Origin of the sequence: Kitasatospora cathayae (assembly GCF_027627435.1) — a bacterium.
Taxonomy (GTDB): domain Bacteria; phylum Actinomycetota; class Actinomycetes; order Streptomycetales; family Streptomycetaceae; genus Kitasatospora; species Kitasatospora cathayae.
The window spans coordinates 1830119-1850558 of sequence record NZ_CP115450.1; the positions used below are offsets into that span (position 1 = coordinate 1830119).

Sequence of the window (20440 nt, forward strand, 5' to 3'; positions counted from 1 at the left end):
TCTTCTGTCAGTTGTTCGGTGCTAGGCGCCTGTCGGCGGGGCGGCGGCCCGGCGGACTCCGGCGGGCCGCCGGAGTCCGGGCCTGTCAGGCCTGGTCGGCCGGGGCCGGGGTGGCGGCCAGCTGGGTGAGATAGCGCTCGGCAGCCCGGAGCTTGCGGTTGTTGGGGCCGGGGAGGTAGGCGCGCAGCTCGATGATCTCCGGGCCGATGCGCACGGCCTCCGCCCGGTCGGTGATCGAACGCCAGCAGGCCTCGGCGTTGGTGGCCGCCTGCTGGGTCTCCGGGTGGTCCGCGCCCCGCGAGCGGAGCAGCGTCATGGCCACCTCTCGGTAGATCTCGGCCGCCTCGGCCGGTCGGCCCGCGAGCCGGCACACGTGGGCACGTACCTGGCGCACCTGGAGGACCGGCTCGGAGACGGCGCCGTGCTCGGCGATCGCCTCCAGCTCCAGGGCGAAGGCGAGGTCGGTGGCGGCGGCGTGGTCCCCGGCATCGGCGCTGCGGACGATCCGTCCGATGACTTCGCGGTAGTCCGCGCGCGGCGCACCGGCGTCCTGGATGCCCGTCTGCGGGGCGTGCTGCGGGGCGTCCTGGGGGGCGGCTGCGGTCTCGGCCGATACGGGCGGCTCATCGACCGGCACCGCGTCGGTGGGCACCACGTCCTGCGGCACCTCGCCCTGCGGTCCGTCGTGCTGCGGCGCGTCGTCCTGCGGCACCTCGCCCGTCGGCTGGGCCTCGGCCGGGGCGGCGTCCTGGGGCTCCTCGGCGACCACGGCGGCGACCTCGGCAGCCACCGGGGCGACGTCGACGACGTCCTCGACGACCTCGGCCACATCCACGGCCACGGCCACGTCCTCGACCTCGGCCACATCCACGGCCACGGCCACGTCCTCGACCTCGGCCACATCCACGGCCACGTCCTCGACCTCGGCCACGTCCTCGGCTTCAACCTCGGCAACCGCCGGCGACGGAGCCTCGGCCCCGACCGCGACGACGTCCGAGGACTCCGGCCGACCCTTGCGCAGCGTGACGCCCGCCGAGGGTGTGGCCTCCGCCGTCGGAACGGCCTTGCGCAGGCTCACGCTCGACGGCGCCTCGGCGGTCGGCTCGCCCACCTTCAGCAGGCTGACCGGGCGGGCCGGTCGAGGCGGCGTGGGCGGCACGCCGGGCTTGAGCAGGCTCACCGGGCCACCGACGGGCGTGACCGGCGCCGGGGTCGAAGCCGCCGACACCCGCTCGACCACGGCGTCCTGCGGCTCTGCCTGGCGCGGCAGCGGCGGCACGACAGACGGGACGGGTTCAGAGGGCAGCGACAGCGCGCCCGTCACCGGCAGCGCGTCCGTCAGCGGCAGCATGGCGTCCGCCGGCTGGGCGTCGCCCCGGCGGGCGGTGTTGCGGAACACCGGCCGGTCCGGGGTGTGGGTGGCCAGGATGACCACGTCCGGCCGTAGCACCGAGTACACCTGCTGGCGCAGTTGCTCGGGGGCGAGCACGTCGCCCGCGCCCGGGCGGCCGCCGTGCAACGCCTCGATCAGGGCGCGGGTGAAGGTGCCGATCTGCTCCGGGTCCGGGCTGACCACCGCCCACAGCGGAATGCCCTCGCTGAGCGGCGAGACGGTGCCCTGGAGGTACGGCCAGGCGTTCTGGTCGGCGCTCAGGTCGGCGATGACCAGGGTCTGCCACTCGGCCGGACGGTGGCCCAGTTCGGCGGCGATGGCCTGCCAGGGCAGTCCGTCCTGCTTGGAGTCGCGCAGGGTGAGCTGCAGCTGGCCGCCGCGCTTGTCGGCGACGACGTGCCCGCCCAGGTGGACCAGCAGCGGTCCGGGGTGCCGGGAGGCGGCGCGCAGATGGGCGAGGACGGTCTGCGGGTCGCTGGCGCCGGGCAGGTGGACGGCGTCCACCGCGTCCGCGGCGAGCAGCACCTGCGGCGAGACGGCGGCCAGCATCGCCGACAGCACCGGCGCCTGGGCGGGACCGCCCCGGCCCCAGGTGCGGCGGCCGGAGTTGCCGTACCCGCCCTCGATCACCAGGATCCGGCCGCGCGGCGCCGCGCCCAGCCCACCGGGGCCCGCGGCAGGAGCCACGGCTGCCGTCGCCGGGGCGGATGCGCCTGCGGCGGGCAGGCCGGTGAGGGTCCATCCGGTGGGTGCGACCGGCGGCGCGGGCGGCAGCGGGGCCGTCGGCACCGGAGCGGGCGGGGCCGGGGGCACCACGGGGGGTGCCGGGGGTGCCGGGGGTGCCGGGGGTGCCGGAGGCGCGGGCGGCGGCTCGTACAGCGCGGCGGGCCCGGGCGGGTGCTCCTCGGCGGGCTGGCGCGCGGGCGGCGGCGGTACGGCGTCCCAGGGGCCCGAGTCCGCTGCCGGCTCGGGACCTCCGGAAACAGCTGTCGTCTCCGCCATCTTCTGGTCACCGCCCCGCCCCGCCGCTTCCACGGCGTCTGATGCCCTTGCCTTCGTGGTGCCTGCCACCACAACCCGTGCGCGCCACCCTACGAGATCCCGGCATGCCCGAGCCAGGCCGGGTGGCCGATCAGCGTGCCACGCCGTCGGCACCGGCCGCTATCGTCCCGTCATGACCGGTTACGGCCCGCCCCTGCTGTTCCTCGACGTCGACGGACCGCTCATTCCCTTCGGCGCCCCGCCCCCGGGCGGCTACCCCACCTACCCGGGCCCGGGTTCCGGGCCGTCCGGCAATCCGCTGGTGGCCCGGGTCGACCCGGGCCTGGGGCGCCGACTGCTGGGCCTGCCCTGCGAACTGGTCTGGGCCACCACCTGGCTGGCGGACGCCAACGACTGCCTTTCGCCCAGGCTGGGGCTACCGCAACTTCCCTACGTGGACTGGCCGGTGGCCGGAGAGTCGGAAAGTGGCGATGGCGATGGCGGTGGCAGTGGCCAACTGCACTGGAAGACCCGCACCTTGGTCGCCTGGGCGGCCGGTCGCCCGTTCGCCTGGATGGACGACGAGATCACCCCGGCCGACCGCCGTTGGGTCGACGCCCACTCCCCCGCCCGCGCCCTGCTCCACCGAATCGATCCCCAAGTCGGCCTCACCGACTCCGACTTCGCCACCCTCGACGCCTGGCTGCGCACGCTCTGACTACACTCCCCCGTCATGGAACTCGTAGCCGCACCGCCGGCCCGCTGGCATCTTCCCCTGCAGGACGGGGCGTTGCTCGAACTGTGGGCGGACGAGTACGGCGTCGAGCACGGGGCGTACGAGTTCAGCGTGCTGGTCCGGGCGACGGAGCAGGAGCAGGCCGAGATCGTGGCCCGGACCCCGGCCGACCCCCGGCGGGTCATGGTGGTGGTGGCCCGACTGCCGACCGGATCCGTCCAGGACGTCCACACGGCCTCCAAGCCCTCGCGCGACGGCGCCTGTGTCTGCCGCCCCTTCTCCTGGGCGGAGTGACCCGTCTCCCGCACGCACGCACCCGCACCCACCCGGTCACCCCCGGCGGACCAGGGGTGACCGGGCGGACGGTCCGCCGCCTTCAGGAGCCGGCGAGCAGGTCGCGCAGCAGGGCGACCGTGTCGGCGTCCAGGTCCCGGCCGGTGCGGCGGCTCAGTGCGTCGAGCCGGTTCACCGCGCGCAGCAGCTGGTCGCGCGCACCGGCCGAGGCGTAGGCGTAGAAGAGGTCCCGGTGCAGGAGTTCGACGTCCGGGGCGACCGCGAGGCCGCGGAAGACGGCCGCCTCGGCGCTGCGGTGGTCGCCGTACTGGAGGCGGCGGGCGGCGAGCTCGTGGGCGGTGTCGACGATCGCGGCGATCATGTCCTGGCGCTCGGACTCGGCCCAGCCGTACGAGGCGGGTGGAGCCTCGGCGAAGGGGGCTCCCCGCACCAGGGCCAGGGCATGGGCGAGGGCGGCGTCGGCGGTGGCACTGGTGCTGCGCATGCCGCGCCGGTAGAGGCTGCGGAACTCGTCCCAGTCGCAGGTGACGGCCGGGGCGAAGGCGTAGCCGTCGGTGGTCTCGGTGGGCAGGTAGGCGCGGCCGTCGGGCGAAGTGCCGAACCAGGCCGCCAGGTCGGCGAGTTTGGCCGGGAGCGGGCTCTTGGCGTCGGGCGCGGTGGGGTGCGGGTCGAGATGGGCGGCGCCCGGGTGGAGGTCGTGGTCGAGCGCGTGGTGGTCGGCGCCCGGGCGCAGCGCGAGGTAGACGGCGAGCTCGGTGAGCCGGGGCAGCGCGCCGGGTTCGACGGCTCCGGGGGTGCCGGCCACGTCGACCGGGCCGAGCAGCCGGATCCGGGGGGCGTTGCGCGGGGTGTGCGCCTCCGGGGAGCGGAGGATGGCGAGCAGGTCGTCGCTGTCGCTGCGGCCGGGGGTGGTCCGGGCGACCGGGGCCGCGGCGGCCGGACCGGGTTCGGCCGGCGTCCCTGGCTCTGCACCGGACGGGGCATCCGAAACGCTCGGGCCGGGGCCGGGCTCCGGCCGGGCCGGAACGCGCGGGTCGACGCCGGTGGGCGCGGGCGCGCTCTGGTGCGTCGGCACGGGCTCGGCGGGCCGTACGGGCTCTGCGGGCTGCGCGGGCGGTATCGGCCCGGCAGGCGGCTGCGGGACCACGGGACGCACGGTCTGAACGGGCTGCGCGGGCCGAACGGGCTGCGCCGGCTGAACGGGCTGCACGGGAAGCACCGTCACCGGGGCGTCCACCGGCGCCGCCTCGGCGGTGGCGGCCGCGTCCTCCGGCCCCGTCCCGGTCGGCTCCGCCACCTCGGCGGGCCCGGCCGGCAGCCGCAGGTCGCGGGTGGCCTCGTCGGCGGGCTGCCCGGTCCCGGTGGCCGCCTGCCGCCCCTGCCCGTTGACGGCGAACCGCGCCGGCCCGGGCACGGGCGCGGGCACCGGCGCGGGCGCCACCGGGTCGGTGCCCGCGAAGGGGCTGGCGCCGGTCCCGATGACCCGGGTCAGCAGCTGCGGCCCGGTCGCCGCGTCCTCCCCCTCCTCCGCCGTCGCGCCCGGAGCGCCGACGGCGGCCAGCACCGGTACGGTGACGGGCAGTTCGGTGGTGTCGGTGTCCTCGTCCGGGTCCGGGTCGAGCCCGGGGCCGTCCAGGGTCCAGGCGGGCGCCGGGTGCTGGGTGGGGTCGTCGGCGACCCGAAGCAGTTCGGTGACCTGGTCGTACTGGTGGTCGTCCAGCCGCTGGAGCTCCACGGTCAGGTGCAGGCCCGGGATGGCGGCCTGGCCGGTGGCCGGCAGGGTCCATCGGGCCACCGGTCCGGTGCCGGGCTCGGGGGCGCGGGTGATGACGGCGACGCAGGTGCGCGGGCGGGCGTCCAGCAGTCGGCCGAGCTCGGCGGGCACCTCGCCGCCGGGTCGCTGGGCGCAGAGCACGATCTCCGGCACCCAGGACTCGTCCGCCTGGCCCCGGCTGCGGGCCTCGCGCGGGCTTGCGGCCTCGGCCGCGATCAGGGTGGCGCGGGCCTTGGCGGTGCGCGGGCCGAGGGCGGCCAGCGCGGCCTCCAGGGTGGGGTGGCGGTGGATCCGCTCGGCGGCCGGTCCGCTGATCGGCACCTCCTCCGCGAGGTCCACCAGGTGCAGGTGGAGCCGGTCGGCCAGCGGGCTGTGGGCGAGCTCGATGGCGAGGGTGCGCAGCACGTCCCGGGCGTCGTCGGGGTGCCCGGACAGGTGGAGCAGCCGGACGGCCTCCAGGTCGGCGAGGACCACCGAGCCGTCCGGCGAGGTGCCGAGGGTGACCAGCGCGGGGTAGGGCGCGGCGGTCTTGCGGGCCTGGGCGGGGCTCAGCACGTCGCCGGACTCCTCGCTGCACCACCAGACGTTGGCGGCGTGCGCGGCGCGGAACGGCGCGATCGGGGTGGCCGGTCCGGACAGGTGGAGTTCGATGGTGTGGTCGGGGGTGATCCGGGCCGCGACGATCGCGGGCAGCCGCTTGCCGCCGCGCACGGTGTTGCGGGCCAGGGTGCGCAGGGCGCGGTCCAGCAGCTCGAGCCCGGCGCGGTCCTGACGGGCCATCAGTTCGTTCTCGAAGGCAGCGGCCTCGGCATCGGGCATTGCGATGCGGTGCCGGGGGCGACGGGCGCGCAGCTGGGTGCCGCGCCGGTAGGCGACGGTGCCGACCATGATGGCGGCGAGCAGGACGCCGACCGTGGAGGCGCCCAGGGCGACGCGGTAGTCGCCACCGGGCGCCCGGGCGGCGTGCGCGGCGGGAGCGGGAGCCGGAGTGTGGGCGGGCACCGGGTTCTGGGACGGGGCCTCGGGCTGGGCCGGGGACGGGGCGGGAGCCGGGGTCCGGGCAGCCGGGACCTGCTCGGGCGCGCCCGACGTCGCGGGCGCCTGCTCGGAACCGGCAGCGGGAGCAGGAGCAGGTACAGGTGCAGGCACAGGAGCCGGCGCGGCCGCCCCCGGTACGGTGAGCACCATCCCCGGCTCCAGCACGTCCGGATCGGTCAGCCGTTCCCCGTCCGGCGCCTGCACGCCCTTGTTCGCCTCGAACAGCTTCGGCCAGGCCTCGGCGTCTCCCAGCTCCCGCTGGGCGATGGCCGACAGGCTGTCCCCGGAGCGGACGGTCACCGTCTTCGGCCCGCCCGCAGCCGGCTCCGTCGCGGACTGCGGCGTCTGCGCCGGAGCCGGTGTCTGCGCCTGCGCCGGAGCCGGTGTCTGCGCCTGTGCCCGGGCGGGAGCCGGCTCCGGGGCCGGGGCGGGGCCCTGCGCGGGCGCCTTCGCCTCGTCCGGCTTGGCGTCCGCCGGCATCAACAGCTCCCAGCCTGGCTGGATCGGCCGTTCCGCGTCGAAGCGCAGGCCGGAATCGTCCATCACCCGGCCGTCGTTGAGCTTGGCGATCTCCACCCACCGCTCCCCGGAGCCCAGTTGGCGCTCCGCGATGGACCACAGACTGTCCGCCGGCCGGCTGTCCCGTACGGTGTAGGTGGGGCGGGGGTCGGTCGCCGGGGCCAGCGCGGGCGCGGGCTGGGCGGCGGGCAGCGCGGCCCGCTGCACGCCCGGGGTCAACTGGGCCTGGGCGGCGGGGGCGTGGGAGGCTCCGGGCGCCGCCGCGAAGGCCGAACCGGCCACCGGCAGCAGTGCGAGCACCGAGCCGACCAGCCCGGCCGCGAGCCGCTGGCTCCAGCCGAAGGCCGGGATCCGGCGGGCGATCCGGCCGCGCAGCTGGGCGGGGACCTCCAGCAGGACGGAGAGCGCGAAGCACGCCCAGGCCAGCCAGCCGACCACCACCAGCAGCCAGAGGAACAGCTGTCCGTCGTCCGGGCTGGTGAGCGCCTCCCCCACCCCGCCGGACGCGACCTCGCCCATCGAGGCGACCGCCTGGGTGCCGTACAGCAGCAGGGCGGGGACGCCGAACAGCAGGGCGAGCAGGGTGACCAGCGCGGCGAGCGCGGTGATCAGCGCGCCGCCGCGGCCGCGTCCGGCCCGGCGTCCGCTCCGGGCGTGCCCCCTCACGGTCGGCGTCCCGCCCTTCCCGGTTCCGGGCCCACCGGTACGGGCCTGGGCGGTACGGGCCTGGTCCTTGGCACGTGGCGCGGCCATCAGTCGGTCTCCGCTTTCTCGACTCCGTGGACGAGGGTCGCACTGCCCTTGCCCGTTACCTTCCGCTGCCCGAGGGCGCCCAGCAGGACCGGCCGGTAGTCGGTCCGCACGGTGACGGTGACGACCTTGCCGCCACCGGAGAACTCGACGTCGTCGACGTGCAGCCCGTACAGCTCCAGGTAGGTCTCGGCGGCCTGCCGGACGTAGTCCTGCTTGACCTTGAAGCCCTTCCCCTGCAGCACGGCCGCCTGGTCGAGCTGTTGTCCGCCGACCCGGGCGGCCTCCTGGGCGTAGGCGTCGGTGCGCTCGGCGACCCGCAGTCGGCCGCCCGCGTCGATCACCAGCGCGATGACGAGCACCAGGTAGGCCGCGCAGATCGCCACGAACAGGGCGACCGCGCCCCGGTCCGGGCGGGGTCCTGGGCGTCGCAGTCGACTCAGCACCCGCATCCCCTACCCCCAATCCGCACGATGTCTCCCCACCGACCCCCCGCCGGGCGCCACTCGGTACCGTTGCGTCATCCCCCGAGCGCTCTCCGCTTGCGTCTCCCCCGCGCGGGCCGTCCCCAATCCCCCTGCCGCGCCCGTTGCGGCCCGCGTGCCGCCCCGTGCCGCCGTCATGTGCCGCGGTAGCGGTCCATCACCGAGATGAACTCCCCGACGAGGTGCTTCGTCACGGGCACCCCGGACGGTCCGCCGAGCAGGTCGGCGAGTTCGACGTCGCAGACCACGGTGACCTTGACGGTCACCACCGGGCCGCCCTCCAGTTGCAACTCGCCCGTGCTGACCCGGACGTCCTGCTCGCGGCAGGAGACGCCCTGCTGGCGCAGCGTCGCCAGGGCGGAGTCCCTGGCGGGCTGGTCCACCCCGGCGACGCTGCGCTGCAGCGAGCCGGTCCGGGCGCCCGCGCGGGCCGCGGCCTCCACCGTGCCCGCCGCGGTCTGCACCCGCCCGGCGGCGATCGCCAGCAGGACCAGTCCGACCACGCCAGGGACGACGATCGCCGCCTCGATCGCGATCCCGCCCCGGTCCGGCCGGCGCGGCCGCCGTCGCCACCCCGGCCGCACGGCGCCGACCGGCCCTCTCCCCGGTCTCACGGCGTCACCACCGGCGGGACGAAGCGCTCGCGCGGCGCCTCGGCGTACTGGCGGACGCTGGGCCCGGTGAGCCCGGGTATCAGCAGCGGGGGCGTCAGTTCCACCGTGACCTTGATCGTCTCGGCCGTGCTGTCTCCCGTTTCCACCCGGTAGCCGTGCACACCCTGCCGGTCCAGGAAGTCCCCGGCCTGCCGCCGGGCGGCCTCCTCCGCCGCCTCCTGCTCCGTGTTCCCCTGCACCCGGCCGGCGTCCACGCCCTCACGGGCGGCGGTGAGCGCGACCTGCCGGTCGTACCAGATCAGCGCGGCCTGGACGACGAGCAGCAGGAGCAGCAGGACGACCGGGAAGACGATGGCCAGACTGATGCTCATCGACCCCCGGTCGCCGCGGCGGCGGAGGAACCCGGTCACTTGGTGGCGCCACCCGCGCCGCCCGCGGCACCCCCGCCGCCGGGCAGGTTCGGGTCCTGCTCGACCTTGGTGACCACCTTGTCCTTCAGCAGGTACAGCGCGGTCGCGACGGCGCCCGCGACGAACACCAACGCGATGATGGCGAGGGCGAGTTCGATGCTGATGGCGCCGCGGTCGCCGCGCGCCCGGGCGGCGCGCAGCCGGCCCAGCCGCAGGGTGAACAGCAGCAGGGCGAACTGCACGGGCAGCAGCACGGGCCGCAGCGCCCGTCCGGCCAGCTGGGCGAGTCTTACGGTCATCGGGGTCTCCGGTCCTGGTTGTTTGGTGTCAGCTGCTCTGTGGCACACGTCAGTTGAGCATCTGGTGGAGCGCCGGAAAGACGATCAGGACGGTCATCAGCAGGGTCAGGGCGGCGCCCGGCGCGACCATCCGCTCGCTGTCGGCGTTGGCGCGGGCGAGATCCTCGGCGAGGAGTTCGCCGCGCAGTCCCTTGGCGCGGGCCCGCAGGGTGTCGTACACGGCGGCGCCGTCGGTGCCGGACAGCCGCATGATGTCGGCCACGTCCTGGAGCGGACTGAGGCCCAACTCCTCGGCCAGTGCGTCGAGTCCGGCCCACGGCGGGAGCCGGTCGGTGGCCGCGCGCTCCAGCGCGTCGCGGATCCGCCGGAACACCGCGCCCTGCCCGACCGAGGCAGCCCGGCGCAGTGCCTCGGCGGGGCCGCAGTCGGCGGCCCGTTCCATCGCGACGAGTTCCAGGTACGCGGCGATGCCGTGCAGGTACTCGGTGCGGGCCTCCTTGGCCTCACCGCGCACCACGGCGTCCGGGACGAACCACAGCAGCGCGGCCAGCAGCGGCCCGGCGACCAGCGGCAGGGCGAAGGGCAGGCCGATGTCCATCAGCACGGCCATCGCGCCCAGGTAGGCGGGCAGCACCAGGCCGAGCGCGGCGAACAGCAGCTTGTGCACCATGAACCGGGCCGGGGTGCGGCCGATCAGGGCGAGTTCGCGACGCGGGATCGACACCCCGCGCAGGGTGAGCGAGCGTTCGCCGATCCGGTCGTACCAGCGCGGCCGCTCGTCCGGGTCCTGCTCGCGGTCCGCGGGGGCGCGGTGCAGCCGGTCCAGTGCCTGGCCGAGGTCCGGCGGCGCGGGCCGCAGTTCGGCGATCAGCAGGGCGAGGCCGCCGGCCGCGACGGCGCCGGCCAGCACGGGCCAGGGGGAGATCACCGGACCTCCCCGAGCCGCTCTACCGGCGCCCGCTCGACCCCGGGGCCGCGGCGCCCGCCCTTGCTGCGCCGGTCCGGGGCGAGCAGCCGGGGCACCGGCGGGTGCGAGGCCAGGGCCCGCATCCAGGCGATGATCGCGACGAACAGGGCGGCCACCACGGCGAGCACGACCTGGCCGAGGAAGGTCCCGTACGGGCGGGTGTACTCGGTGTTGAAGGAGCCGACCGTGACGACCAGCACGATGATGCCGACCAGCCAGCGGATGGTGGTGCGGTGCTTGGCCCGGTCAGCCTCGATGGCGCGGCGCTGGCGGACCTCCTCGCGCACCGAGTCGGCCATGTCGGAGAGCGTCCGGGCCAGGCCCGGGCCGCTGTCCCCGGCCCGCAGCACCAAGGCGGCGAGCACCTTGTCGGCGGTGGCGTCGGACAGGCTGTCGGCGAAGGCGTGCAGCGCCTCCTCGGGCCGCCAGCGGGCCTGCAGCCGGGCGGCCAGCTCGCCGATCTCGTCCTCCAGGGCGGCGGGGGCGGTGCGACGGCTGGTGACGATGGCCTGATTGAGGCCGACGCCGAGCAGCAGCACGTCGGCGATCCGCTGGGTCCACTCGGAGAGTGCCTCCAGCCGCTCGATCCGGTGGGTGTCCGGGCGGGTGGTGTCGAACAGCCAGGGCAGGCCGAAGACGGCGAGCGGCACCAGCAGGGCGGTCAGCGGGATGCCGGTGAACAGCCAGGCCAGCGGCGCGCCGACGAGCGCGAGCGGCAGCTGGATCCGGCGCAGCCGCACCATCCGCAGCGAGGCCGCGCCGGGGGCGCCGTACCAGAAGACGTGGGCGCGGCTCGCCAGCGGGTTGTCCCGGCGGGCGGGCCCGTCGTCCTCGTCGGCGGGCTCGCTGCCGCGGGCCCAGGCCACCAGGGCGACCAGGCCGCCCGCGAACGCCAGCCCGCACAGCGCGAAGAGCAGCATCACCGCGCGCCACCGCCGATCCGCAGCTGCAGCGGGGTGGCCCAACTCCCGTACCGGGACCCGAGCAGCGTGGCGTCGAAGCCGGCCCGGCGCAGGTCGTCCAGGCACTGCGGCGGGGTGTGCGGGACGGCGCGCGGCTCGCCGAGGTCCGGCCGGGGGCCGAAGACGGTGTTCAGCGCGGGCCGGCCGCTCTCGCCCAGGCCGGTGACCTCCAGGACGTGGGAGACGAAGCGGTGCCGGCGGCCGCCGACGGCGGTCTCGTCGACCATGCTGACGTGCACGATGAGGTCCAGGGCGTTGGCGGTGAGCCGGTAGGCGAGCGCGTCGGTCATGTGCGAGCCGTACTCGAGGCAGAGTTCGGCGATCCGGTCGACCACCATGTGCGGGCCGCGGGCGTGCAGGGTGCACATCGAGCCGCCCTCGCCGTTGGTCATGACCCGCAGCATCGGGACGACCTCGCCGGAGCGGACCTCGCCGACGATGATGCGCGAGAGCGTCATCCGCAGCGCGGCCGGGATGAGGTCGCCGATGCTCAACTCCCCGGCCGGTCGGCCCTCGACGCGCTCGCCGTTGCCCTCGCGAGCCTCCATCGGGACGACCTGGCGCAGGTGGCCGAGGGTGTGCAGCCAGAGCTCGAACTCCGACTCCAGGGTGCCGATCCGCTCGTCCGGCGGGATCTCGGCGGCCATCGCGCGCAGCAGGCTGGTCTTGCCGACGCCCTGGGTGCCGGTGATCATCACGTTCTTCCGGGCCCGGATCGCGGCGGCCAGGAAGGCGGCCAAGGTGGCGTCCAGGGTGCCGAGTTCGACCATCTCGGGCAGCGTCGCCGAGGCCACCCGGTGGCGTCGGATCGCCACGTACGGGCGGGGCGTCACCTCGGTGAGCGCCTGCAGGCGCATGCCGCCCTCCAGGCGCAGCGCGAGGGTCGGGCTGGCGGTGGACAGGCTGCGCTCGCCGCCGCCGTGCTGGCGGGCCAAGTCCTGCAGCAGTTCGACGAGTTCGGCGTCGCTGTCGGCCACCGGCGGGACCTGGCGCAGGGGTTGGTGCACCTTGGAGACCCAGACGTCGTCGCAGCCGTTGATCAGGATGTTCTCGATCTCCGGATCGTCCAGGTAGGGCTGGAGCCGGCCGGCCCGGAACAGCAGGTCGAAGACGGCCTCGGCGAGGGCGCGGTCCTGCTCCCGGGTGGGCGGGATGCCGTGGGTCTGCGCGTAGGCGTCGGACCAGCGGGCGACCGACTCCTCGATCAGCGCCCGGCCGCGCTGGCGGCGGGTGGCGCGGTCCGGCTCGGCCCCGGAGGCGGTGGTCAACCGGGTGATCTGCTGGTGCAGTTCGGCCGCGACCTGGCGCTTGAGCTCGCGCGCGACCTGCGGGTCGACGGCCGGCCGGGTGGCGGCGCCGCGCAGGTCCAGCGAGGGCAGCTGGGAAGGCACGGCGGTGGGGCCGGCGGCGGGGGCGGCAGCCGGGGGGACGGGCCCCGGGGGGACTGAGCCCAGCACGACGGGCTGCGGCGCGACCGGGCCGGGCCGGTACGCCTGCGACTGCGCTTGTGATTGCGGCTGCGGCTGCGGCTGCGGCTGCGCTTGTGGCTGCGCGGCGGTCGGTACCGGCGCGGCCCAGGGCAGGGCGGCCGGGTCGGCCGCCGGGCGCTGGTGCAGGGGGCTACCGCGCACGGAGCACCTCCCCGGGGTTGTACGGGTACTGGTCGTCGCTCTGACTGTTCGTCACCATCGGCTGCTGCAGTTGGTACTGGCCGTCCTCGTCGGTCGGTCCCGCCGCCTGGACGTGCGTCTGGACGTGCGCCGGGAACGGCGCCGGGGCGGCGGGCTGGGGCGCCAGTCCGGCCAGCGGTGCGACCGGGCCGGTGGTGATCACCGGCGGGGTGTACGAGGGCGACTCGTCCTCGCCCTGGCCGTAGGCCGCCTGCGCGTGGGCGGCCGGGCCGTGGCTGGACTGTCCGTAGCCGGGCTGGGCGTAGCCGGCCTGCCCGTGGCCCGGCTGCCCGTGGGCGGGCTGCCCGTACGGCGCCGGCCCGGGTGCCGGCGACGCCTGCGGCACCGCGACGGTCGGCGCCGCCACCGGCACGGGCGCGACGGGCCCGGGCCCGCCCGGCGCCCCGAGCTGGGCGGGTGGCGCGGGCGCGGGCACGGGCGCCGCCGCGGGCGCCGGGTTCGGCGCGAGCCGCTGCCGTCGGCGGCGGACCAGCAGCTGGATCTCGTCCGCCGCCGACCGCGCCGTGCGCATCAGTTCCGAGCGGATGAACCGCCGGTCGCCGGTGTCCCCGCCGTCGGACAGCACCCGCGCGGTGCGGGTGGCGTGCGGCAGCACCCCGAGCAGCGGCAGGCCGAACTCACGCGACACCTCGGCCCCCGAGTACGGGCCCTCCGCGACCAGCAGCAGTCCGAGCGCGTCGGTCCCGGTCCCGGCGGCGGCCAGGTCCTCGCCGAGCGCGGCGAGCCGGGGGCGGGCCGCGCTCAGCCCGCGCAGCGTGCTGCGGACGGTCACCGCCACCACGTCCGCGCGGCGGGCCAGCACCGCACTGGTCCCGGCGGCGCCGGAGCGGCCGAGGTCGACGATGACGTCGTAGCCCTGCTGCTCGATGCCGTGCAGCAGTTCGGCGAGCGGCTCCCAGGTGTAGGCGAGGCCGGGTGCCTGGGCCGGGTCGGTGAGGCCGGGCAGCAGCAGCCGTTCGGCGTTGCCCTCGGGCGAGAGGTCGATCAGCTGCTCCCAGATGGTCTGGGCGAGCAGCCCGCGCCGGTCGGCGACGGCCAGGTTGCGCAACCCGTACACCGCCTCGACCCGGCCTTCCAGGGCGCCGGCGAGCACCGCGCCGCCGTCCGGGTCGGCCTCGACCAGCAGGATCCGCCGGCCGGGCTGGAGCGGCCAGGCCAGCAGCAGTGCGAGGGCCGTGGTGGTGGCACCGGGCGCGCCCGGGCCGCCGACCACGGCGATCACCGCCATCAGGCGCCACCCGTTCCGGCCGGAACCGACGGCGAGCCGGCTCCGCCGGAGGGCGTCGCGCCGGTGGGGGCGGCCGAGGAGGAGGCCGGGGTGCCGGCCCCGGCCGGAGCGGACCCGCCCGCGGCGGTCCCGCGGGGGGCCAGCAGCACCTGGATCCGCCCGCCGGCCACCCACTGCGCCAGCCGGGGCCCGTCCGCCGAGCCGACGGCCACGTCGATCACCTGGCTGCCGTCGGTGTCCACCCGGCCGACCGTGATCACCGTCGCGGCCAGCGAGTCGGGCCGGCCGTTGTCGGGGGTGTTGACCACGACGATCTGCACCCCGGGCTGGAGTCGGCTGGCGGGCAACTGGGTGCGCTTGGCCGACACGCCGACGACGATCTGCCCGGGTTGCACGGACAGGCCCTGCGCCAGGTCCGAACTCGTCAGCATGGAACCGCGCTTGAGGTCGGTGGCGGCCCGCATGCCGACCGCCTTGGCCCGGTCCTGGGCGGAGACCGGGTGCAGCGCCGGGTCGCCGGCGATCCGGGCCACCACCAGGTCGTCCTCGGTGATCACCTGCCCCCAGGGCACGTCCCGGGCCAGCGCCAGCACCGCGACCCGCTGGCCGGTGCTGTTGTAGAGGGCGGCGCCGCCCAGCCCGCCGGCCGCGATCAACGCGACCGCCATCGCCAGCACGGCGGGGCGCCGCCGCCGGGCCCGCATGGTCCGGCCGGGCGCGTGCGGCACCGCCCGGCCCCGGCTCCGGCCGCCGCCCTGGTCCTGCTGCTCCGGCAGCGCCACGGACACCGCGGCGCCCGCGGGCGTGCCGGATCCCGGCGTCGCGAATGTACGGTTCTCCACCGGGTTCCGCCCTTCCCTCGTTCGCTTTCCGGCTCGTCAGTGACCGAACTGCCGTCGTGGCACCGTCAGTTGAGAACCTGCACCTCAGCGACCTGGACCGCGAAGGGGTCGCTGTCCTGCGGCGGCATCGCGATCGTGTACTTCTCCGGGTTCGGCCCCGTCACGACCACGTCGGCCACCCAGTGCGTCGACACCGTGGCGGTGAAGACGCCGTTCTTCCTCGTGCCCGAGCCGACCGCGAACTCGTAGCCGCAGTCCGGGGACTTCTGCGCGCCGTACTTGGGGTCGTACGGCGTCCCTGCCGTCGCGCACTCCTTGCTGCCGCCGGTGCCGAAGTCCCAGGTGGCGCCGGTCAGTCGGGCCGTGACGGTGACGGTGACGCCCCCGGACGCCGCGTTCCCCGGCTTGGGTGGCGTCGCGTTCTCCGCCCAGAGCCACACCGGCGCGTTGACCACCGCCGTTCCGCCGGGCGCGATGCGGCCCACCGGCGCCGGGAGGCGGACCCTGTCCTTCGCCTCCCGCTTGAGCTCCGCCACGCTCTTCACCCGCTGCCCGGTGGGCACGAACACGAACTGGGCGCCGTCCTGGCCGCCACTCGTCTGCGGGCAGACCTTCGAGTAGATCGAGCCGTCCGTGGGCTTGTTGGTGCCCCAGGCCGGGTCGTCGGCCGGGGGTTGCTTGTCCAGCTCGCGGTAGTAGCAGCCCTCCCCGCTGTCGAACGAGCCCCACTGCGGGTCGTAGCACGCCCACTGCACCCCGTGGTAGCTGCACAGTTCCGAGCCGCCGTCCGACCCTCCGCCGCTACCGCCCGGATTCGCGGTGGAGGTCGTTCCACTCGAATTGGCCTGCGCGCAGATCACGTTGGGGAAACACTGTTCGGCCCCGCCGCTCGGCGGTTCGTCCGCCGTCGCCGTCACCGCCGAGGACAGCAGCAAGCCCGCCGACAACGATGCGACGGCCGCGAACCGTCCGGCCGGTTTCCGCGCGTTCAGCATGTCCGGTCCACCTCCCGAGTGAACTCGTAGATCAGCCAATGTGCTTGGAACCTGCGCAGGGAAGCGGTCGCGACGTACCGGTTCAAGCGCCCGCCCGGATCCTTCACCGCTCCGGTGGCGGCATCGACACGATGCCAGTCCGAGAGATCGACGCAGTCCTCGATCACGGCGGTCTGCGGATCGGCTTTCAGATCAATCGCCTTCACCACCGCGGAATTGTGCGGCGTTCCGGTCATCACCACTTTGGCGTCGTGGAGTTGGCGCAGGCCGACCAGGGTGTCGGACAGGGCCCGCCCGGAGGAGTAGCGCTCCAGCGCCGATCCGTCCGAATCCGTACGCCCGAATGCCTCGGCCTGGGACTGCCACCAGTCCTGATACGTCTTCACCGCCAGTCGCGCCATGGCCCCTTCCGGGCCGTCGGTCGGCGCGATCGTGGCGTTTACCGAACCACCCGAAGGAGTTAACGGACCCACTCCCGCAACCGTGGGCGCGGGCGACCCGAGGCGATCGACGGAACCACTCGCACCACCGCTCGCACACGCCCCGAGCAGCAACACCAGAACCGCCCCGCCAGTCCCAACCGCCCCAGGGCGCAACACATTTCCGCGCTGCCGCATCGCCCCACCTCGTCGCGACCGAGCCGATCCGTGATCCACGGCCGCCAGGAGAATTCCGCCGTCCCGCCGATGTTTCCGTTGGGGATCGATTCTTCGCCAACCCACCCCATCACGGCAACACCTCAGGCCCCCTGACCTTACGCGGAAGGCGGTTCCGTCGGGGCACTTTCCCGCCACAGAACGGCCAACAGTTCTTCGGAAAGCGACAATCCGGCCAATGCGCCCCGAACCGCGGCGCGATTGCGCAGCAACAGGCGCCCACCGTGCGGCGGAACGAGCAGGCGCGCGCCCGGCGCACCCGAACTACCGGACGGATCACCGCCGTCGAGCAGCCCGGCCACGGCGGGCTGGAGGTCCAGCGGGGCGACCGCCGCGGGGGCTCCCGGGACGCCGTGCCGCAGGACGGTGGTGAGCGCCCGGCTGAACGAGCCCTCGTCGCCCGGCAGTACGGCGTCCCGGCCGCGTCTGCCCGGGGCGTACCGGCCGATCCGGCCCCACAGCGGGACCCTGGAGTAGCTGAGCAGCTCGCCCGCACTGTCCTCGCCGGTGCGTTCCAGTGCCGTCCAGGTGTCCCGGTCGGCCACCGCGTCGACCAGCAGCAGCGCCTCCTCCTGGTCGCCGTGCACCATCGCGCTGACCACCCAGTCCCAGGCCAGGCCGCGCCGGTAGGCGTTGTCGGGGGTGCTGCCGCCGGCGACCAGGGCGAGCCGGCGCCCGCGCGGGTCGGCCACCAACTGGCCGACCAGGCAGACCACCAGCCAGCGGCCGGGGCGCTGGGCGGCGTCCCGCACGGCGGTGAGCATCGCGTTGGCGTCCGCGTCCGGCGCCACGGCACTGACCCGGCAGCCCGCCGCGCCGGTGTCGAAGCACATCCCGGGCAGCACTTCGGCCAGCAGCCGGGCACCCGCCGGTGCGTGCGCCGAACCGCCGAAGGCCCGGTCGGGCCCGCCGTCCGCCCCGATCACCACCAGATCGACTCCGCCGGCCATCCGTCCGCCCCCTCCTCCGCCCGCCCCTCCACCGATCCCGCCGCCGGGCAGGCTACCGCTCCGGGCGGGCGCCGACGGGGCTCCCGGCCCGTCGGCTCAGGGACCATGGGCCCTATCGGCGCCCGCGCCGACCGACGACGATCGGACGCATGGAGCGTGAAGACCGTGTGGAGACCCTGAGCGAGGCCGAGTGCCTGCGGCTGCTCAGCACCGTGCCCGTCGGGCGTGTGGTGTACACCGAGCACGCACTGCCGGCCGTCCTGCCGGTCTCCTTCGAGGTCCTGGAGGGGCGCCTGGTGCTCGCCGTGCGCCGGGGAAGTGCCACCGCGCGCGGGCTCGACGGCACGGTGGTGGCCTTCCAGGCGGACCTGCTGGACCCGGTCACCCGCACCGGGTGGAGCGTGCTGGTGCACGGCCGGGCGGACGCGGTCAGGGACCCCGAGCAGGTGCGCCGCGCTCTGCGGTCCGGACTGCGACCGTGGGTGGGGGATCCGGAGCCGCTGTTCATCGCGCTGGTGCCGGAGCTGGTCAGCGGCCGCCGGCTGTTCCCGACCGGGCGGGGCGGGCCGGGGCAGGGCGCCCTGGGGCAGGGAACAGTGGGCCAGGGGGCATCGGGGCAGGGGAGATCCGGACAGGACGCCGTCGGGCGGCCGCTGCTGCGGCCCTGAACTGACGTTTCGCGTTCCGCTCCTGACAGGTACCGGTGGGTAGGCATACGCTTCCGGCGTCCTGCCCCTCCCCGGGGCCCGTCCCCCCTCCAGGAGCGCACCGTGACGACCTTCGCCTCCCTCTCCGACCTGACCGCCGCCGTCGGCACCGAACTGGGCACCAGCGAGTGGCACACCATCGACCAGCGGAAGATCGACCTCTTCGCCGAGGCCACCGGGGACCACCAGTGGATCCACGTGGACCCGGAGCGGGCGAAGGAGAGCCAGTTCGGCTCGACCATCGCGCACGGCTACCTGACCCAGTCGATGATCCCGGTGCTGGCCAAGGAGTGCTACGCCGTCGAGGGCGTGCGGATGGCGCTGAACTACGGCTCGGACAAGGTGCGCTTCCCGGCCCCGGTGCCGGTGGGCACGGCGATCCGGGCCACCGCCGAGCTGCTCTCGGCCACCGAGGTCCCGGGTGGGGTCCAGGCGGTGGTGCGGTTCACCATCACCAGCGAGCAGAGCGCCAAGCCGCACTGCGTCGCGGAGGCGATCACCCGCTTCTACGCGTAGCGGCGGGCGCCGGGGGCGGGGGCGGCGCGCGGCTGGGCGGGCCGGGTCGGGCGGGGCGGCGCGCCGCCGGGCGGGCCGGGTCGGGCGGGGCAGAACCGGGCAGACCGGGGCAGGTGTCGGGTACCCCGATTGGACCGCGCCGGGCCCTCCACCGGGTCCGAACGGCCCACGGCGAGTAACGTCCGACGAGATGGTTGTCGTACTTCAGCGGCCTCATGAGCCCCGGAGTACGCGCCGTGGGCCTGCCCGGTAGCCGTGACCGTCCCTGGAGGAGCCGTGCCCCGCCCCGCCCCGTGGTTCTCCCGTCTCGTCGGTCTGACCTCGCAGTTCGCCCCGCCGCCCGCCGGGCCCGCCACATCCGACCGCGCCGGCCTGAAACCCGTGCCCGGCAAGCCCGCCGTCCCGGTGCGGGCCGTGCCGGAGCGGGCCGTTCCCGGCCTGGCCGGGCTGTCCCGCGCCGCCTGGCACCGGGTCCGCACCGATGCCTTCGGGGCCGAGCCCAAGGGCGAGCGGCTGGCCCGGATCCGCCGCTCGCCCCAGTTCGTCGACGGCGCCTTCCGCAACCCGGTGCCGACCCGCCGCCTGGTCTACGAGCGAACCCCGCTGGAGATCACCCGCGCGCAGCTGACCGCGGACAAGACCCGCCGGGCGCCGGCCGCCGCGGTGCCGGTGCACCGGCTGCTCCCGGTCGACCTCGCCGTCCCGCCCGCCTCCGGGCTCCGGCTCACCTGGCTCGGGCACGCCACCGTGCTAGCCGAGATCGGCGGACGGCGCGTCCTGCTCGACCCGGTCTGGGGCGAACGCTGCTCACCGTTCGACTGGACCGGACCCAAGCGGCTGCACCCGGTGCCGCTGCCGCTGTCCGAACTCGGGCCGGTGGACGTGGTGGTGATCTCGCACGACCACTACGACCACCTCGACATGCGCACCGTGCGGGCCCTGATCGGCAGCGGCACGGTGTTCGCCGTACCGCTCGGGGTCGGGGCGCACCTGGAGCACTGGGGGGTGCCGGCCGGGCGGATCGTCGAACTGGACTGGTGGGAGTCGGCCGAGGTCGCCGGGCTGACCCTGACCGCCACGCCCGCCCGGCACTACTGCAGCCGCGGTCCGCGCACCAGCACGCTGTTCCTGTGGGCGTCCTGGGTGGTGGCGGGCGGCGGCCACCGGATCTTCCACAGCGGGGACACCGGGTACTTCCCCGGCTTCGCGGAGATCGGGCGCCGGCTCGGACCGTTCGACGCGACGATGATGCAGGTCGGCGCGTACAGCGAGTTCTGGCCGGAGGTGCACATGACCCCCGAGGAGGGTGTGCGGGCGCACCTGGACCTGGGCGGGGAGCTGATGCTGCCGATCCACTGGTGCACCTTCAACCTGGCGCTCCACCCCTGGGAGGAGCCCGCCGAACGCGTGGTCACCGCCGCCCAGGCGCTCGGCGCCCACCTCGCCGTCCCCCGCCCCGGCAAACCCTTCGAGCCCGCCGACCCGCCGGCGCTGCGGCTGTGGTGGCGCGCCGTCGCGGCCACGCCGCGCGGCATCGAGCCGCTGGTCGCGGAGGGGGCGGAGGTGCGCGAACAGGTGACGGGTGTCAGCGAACAGATTTCAAACTCTGTCAGCTGAAATCTGTTCGCTGAAA

General features: G+C 75.5%; 19 protein-coding genes. 5 read left to right on the plus strand and 14 right to left on the minus strand.

All coding sequences use genetic code 11. From position 1 onward, the window contains the following. Positions 1–85 precede the first annotated feature (85 nt). The gene (locus O1G21_RS08240) at positions 86–2080 is read right to left on the minus strand and encodes a hypothetical protein (protein WP_270142091.1); all 1995 of its coding nucleotides are present in this window, start codon (positions 2078–2080) and stop codon (positions 86–88) included. Between the two features lie 487 nt (positions 2081–2567). Between O1G21_RS08240 and O1G21_RS08245 the strand changes: the two genes are divergently transcribed. Further along, entirely contained in the window at positions 2568–3092 is a 525-nt protein-coding gene (locus O1G21_RS08245; protein WP_270142093.1) for an HAD domain-containing protein, read from the plus strand. Positions 3093–3107: 15 nt separating this feature from the next. Beyond that, positions 3108–3404 (plus strand): hypothetical protein, encoded by a 297-nt coding sequence (locus O1G21_RS08250; RefSeq protein ID WP_270142095.1) that lies wholly within the window; start codon positions 3108–3110, stop codon positions 3402–3404. Between the two features lie 82 nt (positions 3405–3486). On the opposite strand, the gene O1G21_RS08255 is transcribed toward O1G21_RS08250, so the two are convergent. The 13 genes from O1G21_RS08255 to O1G21_RS08315 form a co-directional block, all read right to left on the minus strand. Beyond that, complete coding sequence (locus tag O1G21_RS08255) at positions 3487–7488, minus strand: LysM peptidoglycan-binding domain-containing protein (protein ID WP_270142097.1); 4002 nt, start codon at positions 7486–7488, stop codon at positions 3487–3489. Then, complete coding sequence (locus tag O1G21_RS08260) at positions 7488–7931, minus strand: TadE/TadG family type IV pilus assembly protein (protein ID WP_270142099.1); 444 nt, start codon at positions 7929–7931, stop codon at positions 7488–7490. The genes O1G21_RS08255 and O1G21_RS08260 overlap by 1 nt, the downstream gene beginning before the upstream one ends. A gap of 173 nt (positions 7932–8104) precedes the next feature. Continuing rightward, positions 8105–8584 (minus strand): TadE/TadG family type IV pilus assembly protein, encoded by a 480-nt coding sequence (locus O1G21_RS08265; protein WP_405000601.1) that lies wholly within the window; start codon positions 8582–8584, stop codon positions 8105–8107. Further along, on the minus strand, positions 8581–8955 hold the full coding sequence (locus O1G21_RS08270; protein WP_270142103.1) for a TadE/TadG family type IV pilus assembly protein: 375 nt from the start codon (positions 8953–8955) through the stop codon (positions 8581–8583). The genes O1G21_RS08265 and O1G21_RS08270 overlap by 4 nt, the downstream gene beginning before the upstream one ends. A 35-nt stretch (positions 8956–8990) precedes the next feature. Continuing rightward, positions 8991–9293, minus strand: coding sequence for a hypothetical protein (locus tag O1G21_RS08275; RefSeq protein ID WP_270142105.1), 303 nt, complete (start codon positions 9291–9293; stop codon positions 8991–8993). Between the two features lie 49 nt (positions 9294–9342). Next, positions 9343–10221: a hypothetical protein gene (locus O1G21_RS08280; protein WP_270142106.1), complete on the minus strand. Its 879-nt coding sequence runs from the start codon at positions 10219–10221 to the stop codon at positions 9343–9345. Further along, on the minus strand, positions 10218–11180 hold the full coding sequence (locus O1G21_RS08285) for a type II secretion system F family protein (RefSeq protein ID WP_270142108.1): 963 nt from the start codon (positions 11178–11180) through the stop codon (positions 10218–10220). Before O1G21_RS08285 ends, O1G21_RS08280 begins: the two co-directional genes overlap by 4 nt. Continuing rightward, positions 11180–12853, minus strand: coding sequence for a CpaF family protein (locus O1G21_RS08290; protein ID WP_270142110.1), 1674 nt, complete (start codon positions 12851–12853; stop codon positions 11180–11182). The genes O1G21_RS08285 and O1G21_RS08290 overlap by 1 nt, the downstream gene beginning before the upstream one ends. Next, positions 12843–14141: a hypothetical protein gene (locus O1G21_RS41350; RefSeq protein WP_333493435.1), complete on the minus strand. Its 1299-nt coding sequence runs from the start codon at positions 14139–14141 to the stop codon at positions 12843–12845. The genes O1G21_RS08290 and O1G21_RS41350 overlap by 11 nt, the downstream gene beginning before the upstream one ends. Further along, on the minus strand, positions 14141–14983 hold the full coding sequence (locus O1G21_RS08300) for an SAF domain-containing protein (protein WP_270142111.1): 843 nt from the start codon (positions 14981–14983) through the stop codon (positions 14141–14143). The genes O1G21_RS41350 and O1G21_RS08300 overlap by 1 nt, the downstream gene beginning before the upstream one ends. A 65-nt stretch (positions 14984–15048) precedes the next feature. Continuing rightward, a complete protein-coding gene (locus tag O1G21_RS08305) occupies positions 15049–15978 on the minus strand; it encodes a hypothetical protein (RefSeq protein ID WP_270142113.1) in 930 nt (309 codons plus the stop codon). Then, a complete protein-coding gene (locus O1G21_RS08310) occupies positions 15972–16379 on the minus strand; it encodes a hypothetical protein (protein WP_270142114.1) in 408 nt (135 codons plus the stop codon). Before O1G21_RS08310 ends, O1G21_RS08305 begins: the two co-directional genes overlap by 7 nt. A gap of 353 nt (positions 16380–16732) precedes the next feature. Next, positions 16733–17584 (minus strand): hypothetical protein, encoded by an 852-nt coding sequence (locus O1G21_RS08315; protein ID WP_270142115.1) that lies wholly within the window; start codon positions 17582–17584, stop codon positions 16733–16735. A gap of 149 nt (positions 17585–17733) precedes the next feature. Here O1G21_RS08315 and O1G21_RS08320 point away from each other — a divergent pair, with 149 nt between their 5' ends. The 3 genes from O1G21_RS08320 to O1G21_RS08330 all read left to right on the plus strand — a co-directional run bounded on the left by O1G21_RS08320 (position 17734) and on the right by O1G21_RS08330 (position 20424). Further along, positions 17734–18252, plus strand: a complete 519-nt coding sequence (locus O1G21_RS08320) for a pyridoxamine 5'-phosphate oxidase family protein (protein ID WP_333493436.1) — start codon at positions 17734–17736, stop codon at positions 18250–18252. Positions 18253–18354: 102 nt separating this feature from the next. Then, entirely contained in the window at positions 18355–18807 is a 453-nt protein-coding gene (locus O1G21_RS08325) for a MaoC family dehydratase (protein ID WP_270142116.1), read from the plus strand. 438 nt (positions 18808–19245) lie between these two features. After that, positions 19246–20424 (plus strand): MBL fold metallo-hydrolase, encoded by a 1179-nt coding sequence (locus O1G21_RS08330; protein WP_270150841.1) that lies wholly within the window; start codon positions 19246–19248, stop codon positions 20422–20424. The last annotated feature ends 16 nt before the right edge of the window (positions 20425–20440 follow it).